Annotated in this window: 15 protein-coding genes; 7 read left to right on the top strand and 8 right to left on the bottom strand. The window is 72.8% G+C overall.

Going from position 1 to position 16,557, the window contains the following annotated elements:
- Window positions 1-286: 286 nt before the first annotated feature.
- Complete coding sequence (locus AC07FT_RS25740) at window positions 287-2,206, top strand: glycosyltransferase family 2 protein (RefSeq protein WP_479178258.1); 1,920 nt, start codon at window positions 287-289, stop codon at window positions 2,204-2,206.
- 45 nt (window positions 2,207-2,251) lie between these two features.
- On the opposite strand, the gene AC07FT_RS25735 is transcribed toward AC07FT_RS25740, so the two are convergent.
- The 3 genes from AC07FT_RS25735 to AC07FT_RS25725 all read right to left on the bottom strand — a co-directional run bounded on the left by AC07FT_RS25735 (window position 2,252) and on the right by AC07FT_RS25725 (window position 5,562).
- Window positions 2,252-2,965, bottom strand: coding sequence for a cytochrome b/b6 domain-containing protein (locus AC07FT_RS25735; RefSeq protein ID WP_479178257.1), 714 nt, complete (start codon window positions 2,963-2,965; stop codon window positions 2,252-2,254).
- Complete coding sequence (locus AC07FT_RS25730; RefSeq protein ID WP_479178256.1) at window positions 2,949-3,791, bottom strand: molybdopterin-dependent oxidoreductase; 843 nt, start codon at window positions 3,789-3,791, stop codon at window positions 2,949-2,951. The genes AC07FT_RS25735 and AC07FT_RS25730 overlap by 17 nt, the downstream gene beginning before the upstream one ends.
- 115 nt (window positions 3,792-3,906) lie before the next feature.
- Complete coding sequence (locus tag AC07FT_RS25725) at window positions 3,907-5,562, bottom strand: FAD-binding dehydrogenase (protein WP_479178255.1); 1,656 nt, start codon at window positions 5,560-5,562, stop codon at window positions 3,907-3,909.
- 250 nt (window positions 5,563-5,812) lie between these two features.
- On the opposite strand from AC07FT_RS25725, the gene AC07FT_RS25720 reads away from it, so the two are divergent.
- Genes AC07FT_RS25720 through AC07FT_RS25705 form a run of 4 tightly spaced genes read left to right on the top strand, consistent with a single transcriptional unit; the run spans window position 5,813 to window position 7,894 of the window.
- Window positions 5,813-6,514, top strand: coding sequence for a hypothetical protein (locus AC07FT_RS25720; RefSeq protein ID WP_479178254.1), 702 nt, complete (start codon window positions 5,813-5,815; stop codon window positions 6,512-6,514).
- A 27-nt stretch (window positions 6,515-6,541) separates the two neighbouring features.
- A complete protein-coding gene (locus AC07FT_RS25715) occupies window positions 6,542-7,150 on the top strand; it encodes an NUDIX hydrolase (protein WP_471202504.1) in 609 nt (202 codons plus the stop codon).
- Complete coding sequence (locus AC07FT_RS25710) at window positions 7,147-7,557, top strand: YidH family protein (protein WP_254744045.1); 411 nt, start codon at window positions 7,147-7,149, stop codon at window positions 7,555-7,557. The genes AC07FT_RS25715 and AC07FT_RS25710 overlap by 4 nt, the downstream gene beginning before the upstream one ends.
- A 4-nt stretch (window positions 7,558-7,561) precedes the next feature.
- A complete protein-coding gene (locus tag AC07FT_RS25705) occupies window positions 7,562-7,894 on the top strand; it encodes a DUF202 domain-containing protein (RefSeq protein ID WP_471202505.1) in 333 nt (110 codons plus the stop codon).
- 538 nt (window positions 7,895-8,432) lie between these two features.
- Here AC07FT_RS25705 and AC07FT_RS25700 read toward each other — a convergent pair.
- A complete protein-coding gene (locus tag AC07FT_RS25700; RefSeq protein WP_479178253.1) occupies window positions 8,433-9,359 on the bottom strand; it encodes an NADP-dependent oxidoreductase in 927 nt (308 codons plus the stop codon).
- Window positions 9,360-9,662: 303 nt separating this feature from the next.
- Between AC07FT_RS25700 and AC07FT_RS25695 the strand changes: the two genes are divergently transcribed.
- Both AC07FT_RS25695 and AC07FT_RS25690 read left to right on the top strand, forming a co-directional pair.
- Window positions 9,663-10,685 (top strand): phosphotransferase family protein, encoded by a 1,023-nt coding sequence (locus AC07FT_RS25695; RefSeq protein WP_479178252.1) that lies wholly within the window; start codon window positions 9,663-9,665, stop codon window positions 10,683-10,685.
- A 6-nt stretch (window positions 10,686-10,691) separates the two neighbouring features.
- The gene (locus AC07FT_RS25690) at window positions 10,692-11,906 is read left to right on the top strand and encodes an acyl-CoA dehydrogenase family protein (RefSeq protein WP_479178251.1); all 1,215 of its coding nucleotides are present in this window, start codon (window positions 10,692-10,694) and stop codon (window positions 11,904-11,906) included.
- A 53-nt stretch (window positions 11,907-11,959) separates the two neighbouring features.
- Here the strand turns inward: AC07FT_RS25690 and AC07FT_RS25685 are convergent, their stop codons facing one another.
- From AC07FT_RS25685 to AC07FT_RS25670, 4 genes are all read right to left on the bottom strand, one after another.
- Window positions 11,960-12,553, bottom strand: coding sequence for a TetR/AcrR family transcriptional regulator (locus AC07FT_RS25685; protein ID WP_431773487.1), 594 nt, complete (start codon window positions 12,551-12,553; stop codon window positions 11,960-11,962).
- Window positions 12,554-12,573: 20 nt separating this feature from the next.
- A complete protein-coding gene (locus AC07FT_RS25680; RefSeq protein WP_479178250.1) occupies window positions 12,574-14,217 on the bottom strand; it encodes a class I adenylate-forming enzyme family protein in 1,644 nt (547 codons plus the stop codon).
- Window positions 14,218-14,356: 139 nt separating this feature from the next.
- Window positions 14,357-15,139, bottom strand: coding sequence for an SDR family oxidoreductase (locus AC07FT_RS25675; RefSeq protein ID WP_479178249.1), 783 nt, complete (start codon window positions 15,137-15,139; stop codon window positions 14,357-14,359).
- Between the two features lie 192 nt (window positions 15,140-15,331).
- Complete coding sequence (locus tag AC07FT_RS25670; protein ID WP_479178248.1) at window positions 15,332-16,381, bottom strand: LysR family transcriptional regulator; 1,050 nt, start codon at window positions 16,379-16,381, stop codon at window positions 15,332-15,334.
- Between the last annotated feature and the right edge of the window lie 176 nt (window positions 16,382-16,557).

Raw genomic sequence — 16,557 nt, 5'->3', positions numbered from 1 at the left:
GCGGCCGCGCCCCATCCTCAGTATTCCGCGGACTCCATTCCCGGACTCCATTCCGGGACGACCCTGCCAGAGAGCGGAATGTAAATCACGTAAGACGCGCGCCGATAGGCCACCGGGGTGACGGCCCTTCGTACCGCCAACGGGGCGCGCCGAAAATACGATGTCCACAGTTCCGCTCCATGGGATTGTTACCTTCTCATCTCGCGCGATGACCTGAATAATGTGGTACGTCCGGGTCATCGCGGCGCGACATTCCCTTCCACACGGCCCCGCGGGAGTGCCCCAGATGCCTGCACAGATCCCCGTCAGACCTCAGCGTCATCAGGCCGGTGCGCCCGCCGCGGCGCATCGTGCGCATCCCGCGCCCCCCGCCGCGCGCGCAGCCTCCGGCGGCATCCACCACCGCCCCGCGGCGATGTACGAGTACAAGCGCTACAGCGAACTGGCGGGGCCGCTGACGGAACCCCGTGCCGACCGTCCCTACCGGGTGCGCACCCGCAGTCTGCTGGCCCAGGAGCCGCACCGGTACCGGGCGGCGCTGCTGCTGTGCGCGGCGCCGGTCTGCTCGGCGCTGCTGCTGCTGTGGCTGCTGCGCCCGGACCACTGGGTGCGGCGGGAGCACGTGGCGGGCTGGGAGACGGCGGCGGACCTGACCATGCTGGTCTCGATCGCGCTGATCGAGAGCTTCCGGCTGTTCACCGTGGTCTCCAACGCCCATGCCACGCTGGTGGCCCGGGATCCGGTGCCGGTGGTCGCCGAACCCGGTACCAAGGTGGCGTTCCTGACCAGCTTCGTGCCCGGCAAGGAGCCGCTGGCGATGGTCCGGGCGACGCTCGAGGGCGCGGTGCGGCTGCGGCACACCGGACCGCTGGACGTCTGGCTGCTCGACGAGGGCGACGACCCGGAGGTCAAGGAGCTGTGCGCACGGCTGGGTGTGCACCACTTCTCACGCAAGGGCATCGAGAAATGGAACCAGCCCAAGGGGAGTTTCCGGGCGAAGACCAAGCACGGGAATTACAACGCCTGGCTGGACGCGCACGGCGAAGCCTATGAATTCATGGCGTGCGTGGATACCGACCATGTTCCGCTGCCCAACTTCCTGGAGCGGATGCTCGGTTACTTCCGCGATCCCGATATCGCCTTCGTCGTCGGTCCGCAGGTCTACGGGAACTACGACACGGCGGTCACCAAGGCCGCCGAGAGCCAGCAGTTCCTCTTCCACGCGCTGATCCAGCGGGCCGGTAACGCCTACGGCGGCCCGATGTTCGTGGGCACCAACAACGCCGTGCGGATCAGCGCGCTGCGCGGCATCGGCGGACTGTACGACTCGATCACCGAGGACATGGCCACCGGCTTCGAACTGCACCGCCACCGCAACCCGGTGACGCGGAAGAAGTGGCGCTCGGTCTACACCCCGGACGTCCTGGCCGTAGGCGAGGGCCCGAGCACCTGGACCGACTTCTTCACCCAGCAGATGCGGTGGAGCCGGGGCACCTACGAGACGGTGCTCAAGCAGTTCTGGAAGGGCCCGTTCACCCTGTCGCCGGGCAAACTGCTCAACTACACGCTGATGATCGCCTACTACCCGATGACCGCGCTCAACTGGGTGCTCTCCGCACTGTCCTGTGCTCTGTTCCTGATGCTGGGCGCCTCCGGACTGCACATCCCCGCCGAGATCTGGATGATGCTCTACAGCGACGCGGCGATGCTCCAGATCGGGCTCTACATCTGGAACCGCCGCCACAACGTCTCCCCGCACGAGCCGGAGGGCTCCGGCGGGCTGGCCGGGATGCTGCTGTCCGCGCTGTCCGCGCCGATCTACGCCAAGTCGCTGTGTGACGCGGTACTGCGGCGCACCAGCCGGTTCGTGGTCACGCCCAAGGGCGACTCCTCCAGCCCGGACCGGCTGTCCACCTTCCGGATCCATCTGCTGTGGGCGGGGGTCTTCGGCTCCTCCCTGGTCGCCTCGTTCTTCTTCGGGCACGAGCACGCGGCGATGCGCACCTGGGCGTCGCTGGCGCTGGCGCTGTGTCTGGCGCCGGTGGCGATCTGGTGCGGCGGGGTGCTGCTGCGGCGGCGCGGACGGCCCGCCGCCCCGGCCGTGCCCACCGCGCGTTCGGACAGCCGCTGTACGTCCGCCAAGGTGAGCATCGTGAAGGAGGGCGCGCGGGAGTCCGCGCCGGAGGAGGCGGTCTGCGCGCTCTGACCGCACCTCGGACGCCCGGCTCCCCCCAGCGGAGCCGGGCGTCTCTCATGGCCGCGGCTCTCCGGCGGGCCCGGAGTGTCCGGTGTCGTCGGCCCGCTGGGGGCTCCGGGGGCCCTCCGGACGCCACAGCGGATGCTCCCGGGCCACCCACCGCGGGTCCACCCGCCCGGTGCGCATCCCGCGCCGGGCCTCGGGGTCGGCGAGCGCCTTCCCGATGTGTCCGAGCAGGACGAGGCCCAGGAAGAGCGCCAGCCAGTCATGGACGAAGGTGGCACTGGTGCGCCACACCAGCGGGGCCAGACCCGTGAACCACATCAGCACCCCGGTGCCCGTCATCACCAGCACCGCCCCGGCCAGATACGCCGCCCACAGCTTCTGCCCGGCGTTGAACTTGCCCGCCGGACGCGACTCCGGCCGGTGGTCGCGCCGCAGCACGGCCCGCAGCCAGCGGCGGTCATGCGGTCCGAACCGGTTGAGCCGGCCCAGGTCGGCCCGGAAGGCCCGGGAGGCCAGGCCCAGCAGCACCGGGGCCGGGGTGAGGATCCCGGACCAGGTGTGGACGGTGACGACCAGCGCCCGGCGGCCGACCAGTTCGGCCAGTTCGGGCACGTACAGACAGGCCGCGCTGACCACGCACAGCCCCATCAGGACCGCGGTGACCCGGTGGACCCAGCGCTCGGCCGGGGTGAAGCGGAGCAGCCGCGGCCGGGCCGCGGTCCCGGCGGCGGTCCGCGGCGCGGTGTCAGACGGTGGGGTCATCGTCGCGTCCGTTCGACCGGCCGACCCAGGCGTCGACGTCATAGCCCCGGTCCTCCCAGTACCCGGGCCGCACCCCGTCGGTGAGGGTGATCCCGGAGAGCCACTTCGCGGACTTGTAGAAGTACATGGGCGCCACGTACAGCCGCACCGGGCCACCATGGGCGTGTGCGAGCGGTTTGTCGCGCATCCGCAGGGCCACCAGGACGTCCGCGCGGCGGGCCTGGCCGAGCGTCAGGCTCTCGCTGTACGCGCCGTCGAAACAGGTGAAGCGGACCGCGGTGGCCTCGCTGCGGACCCCGGCCGCCTCCAGCAGATCCGCGAGGCGCACCCCTTCGAACGGGGTCCGCCGCACCCGCCAGCCGGTCACGCACTGGACGTCGCGCACCAGCCGGTGCTGCGGCAGCGCGCGCAGTTCGTCCAGCCGGTAGCTGGTGGGCCGGTCCACCAGCCCGCCGACGGTGAGCCGGTAGTTCCCGGCGTCCTTGTGCGGTACGGAGGAGGTGACGGAGTAGTAGCGGAACCCGCCGCCGTTGGGGAGGTAGCCGGTGACACCGGTGGGGTCCTTCTCCGCCACCGCGGCGAGGCCGCTCTCCAGCCGTGCCTGGAGCCAGGGCGCGGCGGCCATCGCGCCCGCGCCGAGGCCGAGCATGCCGAGGACGAGACGGCGGCCGACGGGGGCGCCGGTGCGGTCGGCGTCGGTCACGGCGTCCGCGTCGGCTCCGGTCTCCGGGTCCGCTCCGGCTTCGGCTTCGGCTTCGGCTTCGGCTTCGGCTTCGACGGGGTCGGCGTCGCCGGTACGCCCGGCGTCGCCGCTGTGGTGGTCCATGTCCCCGATGAGAGCACCGGACCGGGTCCCGCGCCATCTCCTGCGCGGATTCGTCAGACTTCCGTCAGATCCGGGACGTCCGCCGGATCCCGTGGGCGGGATGCCCGCGCGGGCGTCACCCCACCGCCTGGGCCGCCGCCCGGCCCGCGGTGCGTCCGGAGAACAGACAGCCGCCGAGGAAGGTGCCCTCCAGCGCGCGGTAGCCGTGCACGCCCCCGCCGCCGAAGCCCGCCACCTCGCCCGCCGCGTAGACCCCGGGCAGCGGATCGCCGCCCTCGGTCAGCACCCGCGAGGACAGGTCCGTCTCCAGACCGCCGAGTGTCTTGCGGGTCAGGATGTTCAGCCGTACGGCGATCAGCGGGCCCGCCTTGGGGTCGAGCAGCCGGTGTGGTGCGGCGGTCCTGATGACCCGGTCGACGAGATAGCGGCGGGCCCCGCGGACCGCGGTGACCTGGGCGTCCTTGGTGTAGGGGTTGGCGATCTCCCGGTCCCGGGCGGTGATCTCGCGGCGCAGCTCCGCCTCGTCGATCAGCGGTTCCTTCGTCAGCTCGTTCATCCGCCGCACCAGCGCGGTCAGCGAGCGTTCGACCACGAAGTCGGCGCCGTGGTCCATGAACGCCTGCACCGGGCCCGGGGCCCCGCCCCCGGCGCGGCCGAACACCCCGCGGACGCTCTTGCCCGTCAGATCCGGGTTCTGCTCGGAGCCGGAGAGGGTGAACTCCTTCTCGATGATCTTCTGGGTGAGCACGAACCAGGTGTGGTCATGGCCGGTGCGCATGATGTGTTCGAGGGTGCCGAGGGTGTCGAACCCGGGGAAGAGCGGCACCGGGAGCCGTTTGCCGCGGGCGTCCAGCCACAGCGGGGAGGGGCCGGAGAGGATCCTGATGCCGTGCCGGGGCCAGATCGGGTTCCAGTTCTCGATGCCCTCGGTGTAGTGCCACATCCGGTCGGGGTTGATGATGCGGCCGCCCGCCGACTCGGTGATGCCGAGCATCCTGCCGTCCACGTGCGCGGGGACGCCGGAGATCATCCGCTCGGGCGGACTGCCCAGCCGCTCGGGCCAGTTCTCCCGCACCAGGTCGTGGTTGCCGCCGATCCCGCCGGAGGTGACGATCACGGCCTGGGCACGCAGTTCGAAGGCGCCGACGACCTCGCGGCTGCTGGCGGTGCCGCGCTCGGTGCCGCTGGGCTCCAGGATGTCGCCGGTGACGGTGTCGACGGCGCCCGCGCTGCGCGCGAGGCCGGTGACCCGGTGCCGGAAGCGCAGATCGACCAGTCCACGGTCGGCCGCGGCCCGTACCCGGCGCTCGAAGGGGGCGACCACACCGGGGCCGGTGCCCCAGGTGATGTGGAAGCGGGGGACGGAGTTGCCGTGTCCGGTGGCGTCGTAGCCGCCGCGCTCGGCCCAGCCGACGAGCGGGAACAGCCGCAGCCCCTGCGCGTGCAGCCAGGACCGCTTCTCCCCGGCCGCGAAGTCCACATACGCCTCGGCCCAGCGGCGCGGCCAGTGGTCCTCCTCGCGGTCGAAGCCGGCCGTACCCAGCCAGTCCTGCCAGGCCAGCTCCCGGCTGTCGCGGATGCGCAGCCGCCGCTGCTCGGGCGAGTCCACCAGGAAGAGACCGCCGAAGGACCAGTGGGCCTGGCCGCCGAGGGACTGCGCGGGCTCCTGGTCGAGCAGGATCACCTTGCGGCCCGCGTCGGCCAGTTCCGCGGTGGCCGCGAGACCCGCGAGCCCCGCACCGACCACGATCACATCCGCGTCGTACGCCATGGTGGTGTTCCGTTCTGGTCGGCCCGCCGACGGTGTCGTCGCTGTGATCCTCCCTACCGGCCGGTATGCCGTCAACCCGCCGTGGGAGCGCTTTCCGGCCTGCCAACTCCCGGACGGCATCGCCTTGTACAACAAAAGGTGACAATCGTTCACCGAGATTGGACAGCATTCGGCCAACGGTGCATCATCAACGCCCATGGCTGACCGCCCCTTTGAGCATTCCGGGCCGCCGAACCAGGCGGAACGTCGTGTGGTGAACCCGACCCTGGTCACACCCGGGCCGCAGCCCGTCGAAGCCGCCGGGCCCGGCGCCGATGACGTGCCGCAGGTGCTCCGGGGTGAGGTGGTGGGCCCCCGGCACGCCCGCCGCCGGCCGGCGGACCACCGGCGCAAGGCCGCGGCCGGGGCCGTGCTGCTGTCCGCGACGGGCGCCGCCACCGCGCTCTTCCTGCTCATGGGCAAGGACGCGCGCCAGCCCACCGCCGCGCCCGACACCTCCTCCTCCGCCCCCGACCGGCCCGACGCCCACACCGCCGCGTTCGGTGACTCGGCGGTCGGCGACTCCCCGCTGCGCGGTTCGCGCGCCGAGCGCCCCGCACCGGCCGCTCCTGCCGCCGCGGACCGGGTCGCGCCCGCGTCCGGTGCCCTGGACGCCCGGCAGGAGCACTCCGCCGCGTCCCGGCAGGACCGGCCGTCCGCACGGCCCGGCGGGGTCTCCGGCGACTGGGAGGCCAAGGCCGACCAGCTGCGCCGCTGGGCCCGCGGCTACGCCGAGCGCCACGGCGACGGCTCGGGCGGACCGTCCGCGGGCGACGGCCGCGGCACACCCCGCCACGGGGACGCCCCCGGCACCGCGACCGGCCAGGGGCAGGGACAGGGGCACGGGCAGGACCGCGCGCCCGGCAACGGCCAGGGCGGATCCGGTCACTGGGGCGGCGGCCACCGGCGCTGACCGCCCGCGATCTGCTTGTATGGCGGCATGCCTGATCAGGAGCCGCTTCCCGACGACGGGCCGCCACCGGCCGACGAGCGCCCATCCGCCGCCGCATCCCTGTCCTCGGACCCGCCGCTGTCCGCGGACGAGCTGCTGGACATCGTGGACGAGCGGGACCGGGTGGTGGGCCAGGCCCGGCGCGCCGACGCCATGGTCAAACGGCTGCGCCACCGCTGCGTCTTCATCCTGGCACGGGACCCCCGGGGCCGGATCTTCGTCCACCGCCGCACCCCGCAGAAGATCGTCTTCCCGTCGCACTACGACATGTTCGTCGGCGGGGTGGTCGGCGCGGGTGAGAGCTACGACGACGCGGCGCTGCGCGAGGCGCAGGAGGAACTGGGCGTCACCGCGCTGCCGATGCCCGAGCCGCTGTTCTCCTTCCTCTACGAGACGCCCGAGCACACCTGGTGGAGCCGGGTCTACCAGGTGCGCTGCGAACAGCCCGTCGCGCCGCAGGCCGAGGAGATCGCCTGGCACGCCTTCCTCACCGAGGAGGAGCTGACCCGGCGGCTGCCGGAGTGGGAGTGGGTACCGGACGGCAAGGAGGCGTACCGGCGGCTGCTGGAGTGGCGCCGGGAGGGGCTCGCCCCGTGAGCGGCCCCCGTCCGTCGCGGGGCGCGCTGTCGGAGGTCCGCCTCTGGTTCGCGCCGGACCGCCTCCGCGCGGAGGGCCGGACCCCCGACTACCGCTTCTCGCTCGCCAACGAACGCACCTTCCTGGCCTGGCTGCGGACCGCGATGGCGCTGGTGGGCGGGGGTTTCGCGGTGGACCAGTTCCTGACCGACACCACCCGGCCGCTGCGGATCGCGCTCGCCCTGGTCCTGCTCGCGGGCGGTGCGCTGTGCGCGCTGCGGGCGATCAATCACTGGATCCGCTGTGAACGCGCCATGCGCCGCGGCGAGGATCTGCCCAGCTCGCGCTTTCCGGTGGTGCTGGGGCTGGCCGTCGGGGTGGTCGCGCTGGGCATGGTGCTGGTGGTCGCCTTCGGCTGGGGTGTGTGAGCGGGTGCCGGAGGGGAACGCGCCGCACGGGAGCGGAACCCGGGACCCGGGGCTCCAGCCGGAGCGCACCCGGCTGGCCTGGCGGCGGACGACACTGACCTGTGCGGTGGCCGCCTCGCTCGCCGGGCGCCAGACCCTGTCCTCCGGCACCGGCCCGCTCCCCCTGCTCGGCCTGGCCCTGGTCGTCCTGGCCTGGCTGGCCTTCCTGGGCGCGGCACACCGCCGCATCCGGACCATGGACGCGCCACGACCGCCCGCACTGTCCCCGCGGGCGGCCGTGGTCGCCGTGGCCTGCGTCCTGGCCATGACCCTCTTCGGCGCGGCGACCCTGCGCTGACCGCCCCGGACACCCGGCCGGCACCGGGGCAGCCGGTACGCCACCGTGCGGGCGGGCGCGGCGACGGGCTCGGGCCGCACGGCGGGCGGGACCGGCCCTCGGCGCGAAGGGACCGCGCACCGAGCGCGTATGGCGGCCTTCTCGTGGCCGGGCCGCCGACGTCCGCGGCCGCGGGGCCGCACCGCCTGTCGCCGCGCGCCCGCGGACGCCGCGTCCGCTGGGACCCCACGCCCGGACGCCGCGTCCCGGACGGCGCCCGGCGAGCGCTCGGCCCGGCTCCGCCGCGGCGGCCAGCGCCACCCGCGGGCGCGCCCGCGCGGCGCCGTGAACCACCCGCACGAGCCCCGGGGACCGCTCCCGCCGCGGGGACGAAGGACGACACGCCCGCCCGAGCACGGAACCCCGCGGGCCGACGCGCACGAAAACCGCCGAGGAGACGCCGCGGCACCCGACATCCGGGGCGCCCCGCACGCCGGCGGGCTCCTGGACGACACAGCCGCGACCACGACGGCGTCTCGCTGCGCTTCCCGCGGAGCGCTCAGTCGACCGTGACGGCGATCTTGCCCCGGGTGTGGCCCTCCGCGCTGAGGCGCTGGGCCTCGGCGGTTCTCGGGAGCGGGAGGACCGCGGCCAGTTCCACGCCCAGGGCGCCGCGCTCGGCCAGATCGGTGAGGTCCTGGAGGTCGCTGGGGTCGGGGCGGACGAAGACGTAGTGGCCGCCGAGGCCCAGCACCTCCGGATCGGCGATGGAGGCAAGCCGTCCGCCGCGGGCGAGGAGCTCCGCGGAGGCGGTGAGCGCCTGGCCTCCGACCAGGTCCAGTGCCGCGTCCACCCCGCGGGGCGCCAGCTCGCGCAGCCGGTCCGCGAGCCCGTCCCCGTAGGCGACGGGCTCCGCGCCCAGCGTGCGCAGATAGTCGTGGTTGCGTTCGCTCGCGGTGCCGATGACCCGCGCGCCCATGTGCCGCGCCAGCTGGACCGCCATCGAGCCGACGCCGCCCGCCGCCGCGTGCACCAGCACGGTGTCGCCCTCGGTGACCCGCAGCGCCCCGGTCAGCGCCTGGTACGCCGTCAGTCCGGCCAGCGGGATGCCCGCGGCCTGGGCGAAGGAGAGGTTGCGCGGTTTGCGGGCGAGGGTGCGCAGGGGCGCGGCCACGTACTCGGCGAAGGTGCCCCGGCAGAGGAAGTCCTCCCGGACGTACCCGATCACCTCGTCACCGGGCCGGAACCCGGTCACCGCGGGGCCCGGCCGCTCCACCACCCCGGCCACGTCCCATCCGGGGATGACGGGGAAGACGGCGTCCAGGACCGGGTCCAGATATCCGGCCTGGGCCTTCCAGTCGACGGGGTTCACGGCGGCGGCCCGGACCCGGACCAGTACGGAGTCGGGGCCGACCTTGGGATCCGGGACCTCGCCGTAGTCGAGGACCTCGGGGCCGCCGTAGCGGCGGTAGCTGATGGCCTTCATGGTGGCGCTCCTTGCGGTTCCCTGAGGTGCCCCGCGGCCACGCTCCGGTGCGCGGTGCGCGGACGGTGCCGCGGGACGGGGCCGTACGGCACGGCCGCGTCGCGGTGGTCTCCCTTCGACGCTCCGCCGCCCGCCGCCCGCGCGCAAACCGACGCCGGTACGGGTACCGGCGCAGCGCTCCGGTACCGGGCGCGCGGCACCCCGCACGGGCTCCGTCACGGCCCCCGCACTGGACTACATACCGACTGGTCGGCATCATGAGTCGGAACCGTTCGCCCCTTCTCCACCGGAGGAAGAGATTCGATGAACGCAGGCAACCCCCCAGGGCTCGACCTCGAGCGGCTGCGCGCCCATCTCGACCGTGAGCGGGCGGGGCTGGTGCGCGGGCCGCTGAGCGCCGGGCTGATCGAAGGAGGCCGGTCGAATCTCACCTACACCGTCACCGACGGCGTCTCCCGCTGGGTGGTCCGCCGCCCGCCGCTGGGTCATGTGCTGGCCACCGCCCACGACATGGCGCGCGAGCACCGGGTGATCAGCGCACTGCATCCGACCAGTGTGCCGGTTCCGGAGCCGGTGCTGCTCTGCGAGGACGACTCGGTCATCGGATCGCCGTTCTACGTCATGGAGTTCGTCGAGGGCACCCCCTACCGCACCGCGGACCAGCTGACCGCGCTCGGCCCGGAGCGCACCCGGGGCGTGGTGCTGTCACTGGTGGACACCCTGGTGGCGCTGCACTCGGTGGACCCGGCCGCGGTGGGGCTCGGGGACTTCGGACGGCCGGAGGGCTTCCTGGAGCGGCAGCTGCGCCGGTGGGGCAAGCAGCTGACCGCCTCGCGCAACCGCGACCTGCCCGGGATCGACGAGCTGCACACCCGGCTGGGCAAGGCGCTCCCCGCCTCCCCCGCGCCCACCGTGGTGCACGGCGACTACCGGCTGGACAACGTCCTGGTCGGTGCCGACGACCGGATCAAGGCGATCCTCGACTGGGAGATGTCCACGCTCGGCGATCCGCTGACCGATCTCGGTCTGATCGTGATGTACAGCAATCACCCGACCCTCCCCGACTCCCCGATCTCCAGCACCTCGGGCGCCCCGGGCCACCCCGGCACCGACGAACTGGTCCAGCGGTACGCCGAGGGCTCGGGCCGGGACGTCAGCGGCGTCGCCTGGTACACCGCCTTCGCCTACTTCAAGCTCGCGGTGATCCTCGAGGGCATCCACTACCGCTTCACCCTCGGACAGACCGTCGGCGCGGGCTTCGACCGCATCGGCGACATCGTCCCGGGCTTCATCGACCACGGCCTGACCACCCTCCAGGAGAGCTGAGACGTCATGGACTTCGCATTCGACGCCCGTACCGAAGAGCTGCGGACCCGGCTGCTCGCCTTCATGGCCGAGCACGTCCACCCGGCCGAGGCGGTCGCCGAGGAGCAGCGCGCCGCGCTCGCGTCCCCGTGGGACACCCCGCCCGTGGTCGAGGAGCTGAAGGCCGAGGCCCGCGAGCAGGGGCTGTGGAACCTCTTCCTGCCCGACGAGGAGTACGGCGCGGGGCTGACCAACCTCCAGTACGCCCCGCTCGCCGAGATCACCGGTCACAGCCCCCAACTGGCGCCCACCGCCCTGAACTGCGCCGCCCCGGACACCGGCAACATGGAGGTGCTGGCCCAGTTCGGCAGCGAGGCACAGCGCAAGCAGTGGCTGGAGCCGCTGCTCGCGGGCGAGATCCGGTCGGCCTTCGCGATGACCGAGCCGAAGGTCGCCTCCTCCGACGCGACGAACATCGAGACCCGGATCGAGCGCGACGGTGACGACTACGTCATCAGCGGCCGCAAGTGGTACATCTCCGGGGCGATGAACCCGGACTGCGCGATCTTCATCGTGATGGGCAAGACCGATCCGGACGGCGCCGATGTGCGCCGCCAGCAGTCGATGGTGCTGGTGCCCCGGGACACCCCGGGCGTGGAGATCCGCCGTGCGATGCGGGTCTACGGCTACGAGGACCACTACCACGGCGGCCACGCCGAGGTGGTCTTCGACCGCGTACGGGTCCCGGCGGCGAACCTCATCGGTGAGGAGGGCGGCGGTTTCGCCATCGCCCAGGCCCGGCTCGGCCCCGGCCGTATCCACCACTGCATGCGGCTGATCGGGATGGCCGAGCGCGGTATCGAGCTGATGTGCCGCCGGGCGCTGGGCCGTACCGCGTTCGGGACGGCGCTGGCCCGGCAGGGCCAGGTCCACGAGTGGATCGCGGACGCGCGGGTGGCGGTGGAGCAGCTGCGGCTGCTGGTGCTGAAGACCGCGTGGCTGATGGACACCGTCGGCAACCGCGAGGCGCACACCGAGATCCAGGCCATCAAGATCGCCACCCCCCGGACGGTGGTGGACATCCTGGACCGCGCGGTGCAGCTGCACGGCGCCGGCGGGGTCAGCCAGGACTTCCCGCTGGCCGAGCTGTGGGCGGCGGCGCGCACGCTGCGGCTGGCCGACGGGCCGGACGAGGTGCACCAGCGGTCGCTGGCCCGGCGTGAGCTGAAGAAGTACGCATAGGCCGGGGCGGGCGGGGTCGTGCCCGGCCCCGCCCCTTCCCGTCACCGGGTTCCTTACGGCCGCAGGGCGCGCAGCAGCAGGTCCGCCAGGTGGTCGGCGACCTGCTGGGGGCTGAGCGGTCCGCCGGGGCGGTACCAGGTGCCCAGGTGGTGGACCGAGCCGAAGTGGTAGTCCACCACCAGATCGGCCGGGGTCTCGGAGCTGAACACCCCGGACCGCTGCCCCTCCTCGATCAGCGCGCGGAACCGCTCGTGGTAGCGGCGGCGCTCGGCGCGCACCTGCTTGTGCTTCTCCGGGCTGAGGTGGTGCATCGACCGGAAGAAGATGGTGGCGTCGTCCAGGTTCTCGATGGTGGTGACCACCACGTCCGCCGCCGCGTCCCGCAGCCGCCGCTCCACCGGCGCGTCGGCGTCCGCGAAGGCGTCCAGCCGCTCCTGCTGGAGCCGCAGCACCCGGCCGTAGATCTCATGGAGCAGATCGTCCTTGGAGCCGAAGTAGTGGTAGAGGGCGCCCTTGGTGACACCCGCCGCCTCGACGATCTCCTGGACGGACGTACGGTCGAAGCCGCGCTCCGCGAAGAGCCGGGTGGCAGCGGCCAGCAGCCGCTGCGGCACCGGCTGTCCCTCGCCGTCCGTCGCTCTCGCCATGGTCGCCACCCCGATCTCTCTCATCCTCGCAGTTCCCGTCGGAGGATCTTGCCACTCGTCGTCTTCGGCAGCTCGGGCAGGATGTCCACCTCACGGGGGTACTTGTACGCCGCGAGCCGTTCCGCACAGTAGGCGGAGAGCTCCTGCGGCGTGGCGGCGGCCCCCGGCCGCAGGCTCACATACGCCTTGACGGTCTCCCCCCGGTAGGCGTCGGGCTTGCCCACGACGGCCGCCTCGCGCACGGCGGGGTGAGTGTAGAGCACGTCCTCGACCTCGCGCGGCCACACCTTGAAGCCGGATGCGTTGATCATGTCCTTCTTGCGGTCGACGACGAAGAGCCAGCCGTCGGCGTTCATGAAGCCGATGTCGCCGGTGCGCAGTTCGCCGTCGGGGAGGGCGGCCGCGGTCGCCTCGGGGCGGCGCCAGTAGCCGGGCACCACCATGGGGCCGCGCACGACGATCTCGCCGGGTTCGCCGAAGGGCAGGTCCCTGCCCCCGTCATCCACGATACGGACGATGGTCTCCGCACCGGGCACGCCGACCGCGAGGGTGCCGGAGACCGGGTCGACCGGAGCCCGGGTGCCGGGTGGGACGCTGGCGCACGGGGCGGTGCACTCGGTGAGGCCGTAGCCGTTGTGCAGATACGGGCCCAGGGTGGACTGGAACCGCTCGACCAGCGCGGGCGGCAGCGGCGCGCCGCCGGAGGAGATGATCCGGAACGACGAGAAGTGGTCCCGGCTGGCCTGGGGGTGGGCCATCAGCGCCATGAAGGCGGTGGACGGACCGACGGTGTAGCGGGGGCGGTGCTCGGTGAAGGCGTCGAGGACCACACCGGTCTCGAAGCGGTAGGCGAGCGCGAGGGTTCCGGCGCCGGAGATACAGGCGGAGAGCTGGCAGACCATTCCGGTGATGTGGAACAGCGGCGCCATGGCGAAGATCGTCGAGCCCGGGGGCAGCTCGTGCAGGATGTGCTGCCGGTCGGCGTTGTAGGCGATGTTGCCGTGGGTGTTGACCGCACCCTTGGGGGCTCCGCTGGTCCCCGAGGTGTAGCTGATCAGCGCGGTGTCGTCGCGGCCCGGGGCGGGGACGGCCGGCGGGGCGGCACCCTCGCGCGCGATCTCCAGCAGGTCGCGGGTGTCCTCGGGCACGGCCGTCCGCGGTTCGCGCAGCACCCGCTCGTCGTCGCGCGACTGGAGGTCATGGGCGTCGGCGGTGAGCGCGATGCGCACCGGGGAGGCGGCGGCGGTGTCCCGGGCGTAGTCCTCCCACGCATGGCGGGAACAGACCAACGCGGTCACCTCGGCGTCGGTCAGCACATGCCGCAGTTCACCGCCCTTGTACATCGGGTTGACCGGTACCACGGCGCCGCCCGCCTTCCAGGCGCCGAGCAGCGCCAGGACGAACTGCGGGGTGTTCTGGAGCATGATCGCGAGCCGGTCGCCGGGGCGGAAGCCGCGTGCGGCGAGATGGCCCGCGATGCCGTCGGAGAGCTCATCGGCCTCCCGGTAGCTCACCCGTCCGTCGAAGTAGGCGAGCGCGGGGTGGTCGGGGGCGGTCCGCACGGCGTCCCGGAAGGCGTGCAGCACGCTCGGCCGGGGCGTTATCGACTCGCGCTGTTTCGGGGTGAGCTGGGACAGCCAGGGCTGGTCCTGGTAAGTGGTCATGGGGAAGCGGCCCCTGTCGTGGATGAGGGTGGGGTGCGGGTCCTGGTGCGGGAGCGGGAGGGACGGAGCGGAGCGGGGGATTCCGGGGGACGGAAAGGGCGTATCAGGCTGAATGGGATGAAGTGCTGCGGGAAACGGGTCAGTCGGCGGCCCGACCGGGCGCACGCTGTTCCTCGAGCGTGCGCTGCACCCGGTTCATCCCGTCGAGCCACTTGTCGGTCTCGGTGGCCCGAGCAGCGTAGTAGCGCGCCACCTCGGGGTGCGGAAGGACCAGGAACCGTTCGTCCTCGATGCCCTTGAGGACGGCCTCGGCGACCTGCTCCGGCTCGATCGCGGTGGGCACCAGCACCAGGTCGCCCGCGGCGCCGGTGGCGTCCAGCATGTCGGTGCGCACCCCTTGCGGGCAGACCGCGTGGACGGCGACACCGCGGTGGCGGTAGGTGGCCGAGAGCCATTCGGCGAAGGAGAGCGCGGCGTGCTTGGTGACGCTGTACGGGGCCGAGCCGACCATGGTGAGCAGCCCGGCCGCGGACACCGTGGCCACGAACCGTCCGCTGCCCCGCTCCAGCCATTCGGGCAGCAGCGCACGCGCCGCCCGGACGTGGGACATCACATTGACGTCCCAGGACCGCTCCCACACCAGCTCATCGGCCTCCGGGCCGCCGCCGTGGGCCACCCCGGCGTTGGCGCAGAAGACGTCGATGGCCCCGCCGAGCGCCTCACGGGCCCCGGGCACGACGGCGGAGGCGTCGCCGGGGACGGCGACCCCGCCGATCTCCGCGGCCACGGACGCGGCCTTGGCGGCGTCGAGGTCGTTCACCACGACCCGGGCGCCCTCGGCGGCGAAACGGCGGGCCAGGGCGGCGCCGATGCCTCCGCCCGCCCCGGTGACAACAACACGCGCTCCACGCACGGTACCCACGATCGGTCGCTCCTTCGGATCGGCACGGCAGGCTCGACTGCATCGGCAGACTAACCAGTCGGTATGTTGAAACGGAAGGGGCCTCACCGCCGGGAAACCGATGTCATGGAACGGATTCCGCCAGGTCCGGCCGGGCCCTCCACCGGGTCCCGCCGCCCCCGGACGGCCGACAGGCCGCACGCGCCGGATCCGCTACGGGACGGGCCGCTCCGGCGCGTCCGGCCGCATCACCCGGCGCCACCGGGCGTTCTCCCCGGCGAGCGCACCCCACAGGACGTTCAGCGGATGGGTGCCGTCCTGGGCGGCGCGCTCCCCGGCCCGCACGAACACCCCCACCAGCACCTCCAGCTCCGGCCCGATATCGTCCTCGAGCTCCAGCGTCCGCAGCCCCGCACCGGTCTGGAGCCGTCCGTCGGCGACCGCGTCCCCGATGCCCTGGGTGACCAGCACACAGCCGCGCAGCACCCCCGAGGCCAGCAGGTCCAGTCCGTACTGCACGGTGTCGATCTCGGCCGCGATATGCAGCTCCTGGCGGTAACGGCCGCCGAACCAGCCGCGCAGGAAGCCCGGTATCAGCCCGTCGGCCGAGACCGCGAGCGGCAGTTCCGGCAGCCGCCGCGCCCGCACCGAGGGGCCGGGCAGCTCCTCCGGGCCGAGGTTGGTGACCAGCGCCAGACCGCTGCGCCGCCACTCCATCACCTCGAAGCCGTCGAGCCGCCCGTCGTGGCCCGCGCGGGTCAGCACACTGCCGCAGACCAGGTCCAGTTCCTTGGAGTCCACCCGCTCCAGCAGATCGCGGGTGCGGACGTGTTCGACCTTGAGCTCGACGCCCCGGCGGTCGAAGTCGCCGGTCACCGACTTCACCGCGTTCAGCAGAAACCCGAGGGTGTAGCGGGTCGAGCCGACCACGAGGTGGCTGCCGAGCCGGCGGCGGGCCTCGCGCACCTCCCTCCGCCAGTCCTCGAGCGTGCCGCGAGCGAGCTCGACCAGACTCTCCCCCGTCGCGGTGAAGAGCACGTTCTGACTCCGCCCCCGCTTGAGCACCAGCGGCTCCCCGCACAGCGTCCCGAAGTTCCGGTTCAGCGTGTCGATTTGTTTCTGCACACTGGACTGCTCCCTCCCCAGCAACCGCGCCGCACCCAGCGCGGTTCCCGCCTCGTGGACCGCGAGCAGTGTGCGGAGCTGGTCCACGGTGGTGTCCAGCAGTGCCGCGGGAAACCGCCACCGATCACTGAGGGGCATTCCGGCCTTCCGGTGAGTGCATTTCGTCGCGATGACCGTTCCGCAGCATAGTGCAGGCCGTTCGGACGAACTGATCGGGAGAACAGCGCCGCTATTCCGGAGATTTGTGGCCAGTAATGCGACCGGCCTCCCGCCGTGACCGGAATGTTCTGCGCATCTCCGCGACGCCACCTTGT

The sequence above is a fragment of the Streptomyces sp. NPDC045899 genome, from assembly GCF_056431485.1.
This window is presented reverse-complemented; position numbering and strand designations above follow the sequence as displayed.

Bases quoted from the DNA above. Each gene is read 5' to 3' on its own strand.
- AC07FT_RS25740 (WP_479178258.1), top strand. From the start codon at position 287: ATGCCTGCACAGATCCCCGTCAGACCTCAGCGTCATCAGGCCGGTGCG.
- AC07FT_RS25735 (WP_479178257.1), bottom strand. From the start codon at position 2,965: ATGACCCCACCGTCTGACACCGCGCCGCGGACCGCCGCCGGGACCGCG.
- AC07FT_RS25730 (WP_479178256.1), bottom strand. From the start codon at position 3,791: ATGGACCACCACAGCGGCGACGCCGGGCGTACCGGCGACGCCGACCCC.
- AC07FT_RS25725 (WP_479178255.1), bottom strand. From the start codon at position 5,562: ATGGCGTACGACGCGGATGTGATCGTGGTCGGTGCGGGGCTCGCGGGT.
- AC07FT_RS25715 (WP_471202504.1), top strand. From the start codon at position 6,542: ATGCCTGATCAGGAGCCGCTTCCCGACGACGGGCCGCCACCGGCCGAC.
- AC07FT_RS25700 (WP_479178253.1), bottom strand. From the start codon at position 9,359: ATGAAGGCCATCAGCTACCGCCGCTACGGCGGCCCCGAGGTCCTCGAC.
- AC07FT_RS25695 (WP_479178252.1), top strand. From the start codon at position 9,663: ATGAACGCAGGCAACCCCCCAGGGCTCGACCTCGAGCGGCTGCGCGCC.
- AC07FT_RS25690 (WP_479178251.1), top strand. From the start codon at position 10,692: ATGGACTTCGCATTCGACGCCCGTACCGAAGAGCTGCGGACCCGGCTG.
- AC07FT_RS25685 (WP_431773487.1), bottom strand. From the start codon at position 12,553: ATGGCGAGAGCGACGGACGGCGAGGGACAGCCGGTGCCGCAGCGGCTG.
- AC07FT_RS25680 (WP_479178250.1), bottom strand. From the start codon at position 14,217: ATGACCACTTACCAGGACCAGCCCTGGCTGTCCCAGCTCACCCCGAAA.
- AC07FT_RS25670 (WP_479178248.1), bottom strand. From the start codon at position 16,381: ATGCCCCTCAGTGATCGGTGGCGGTTTCCCGCGGCACTGCTGGACACC.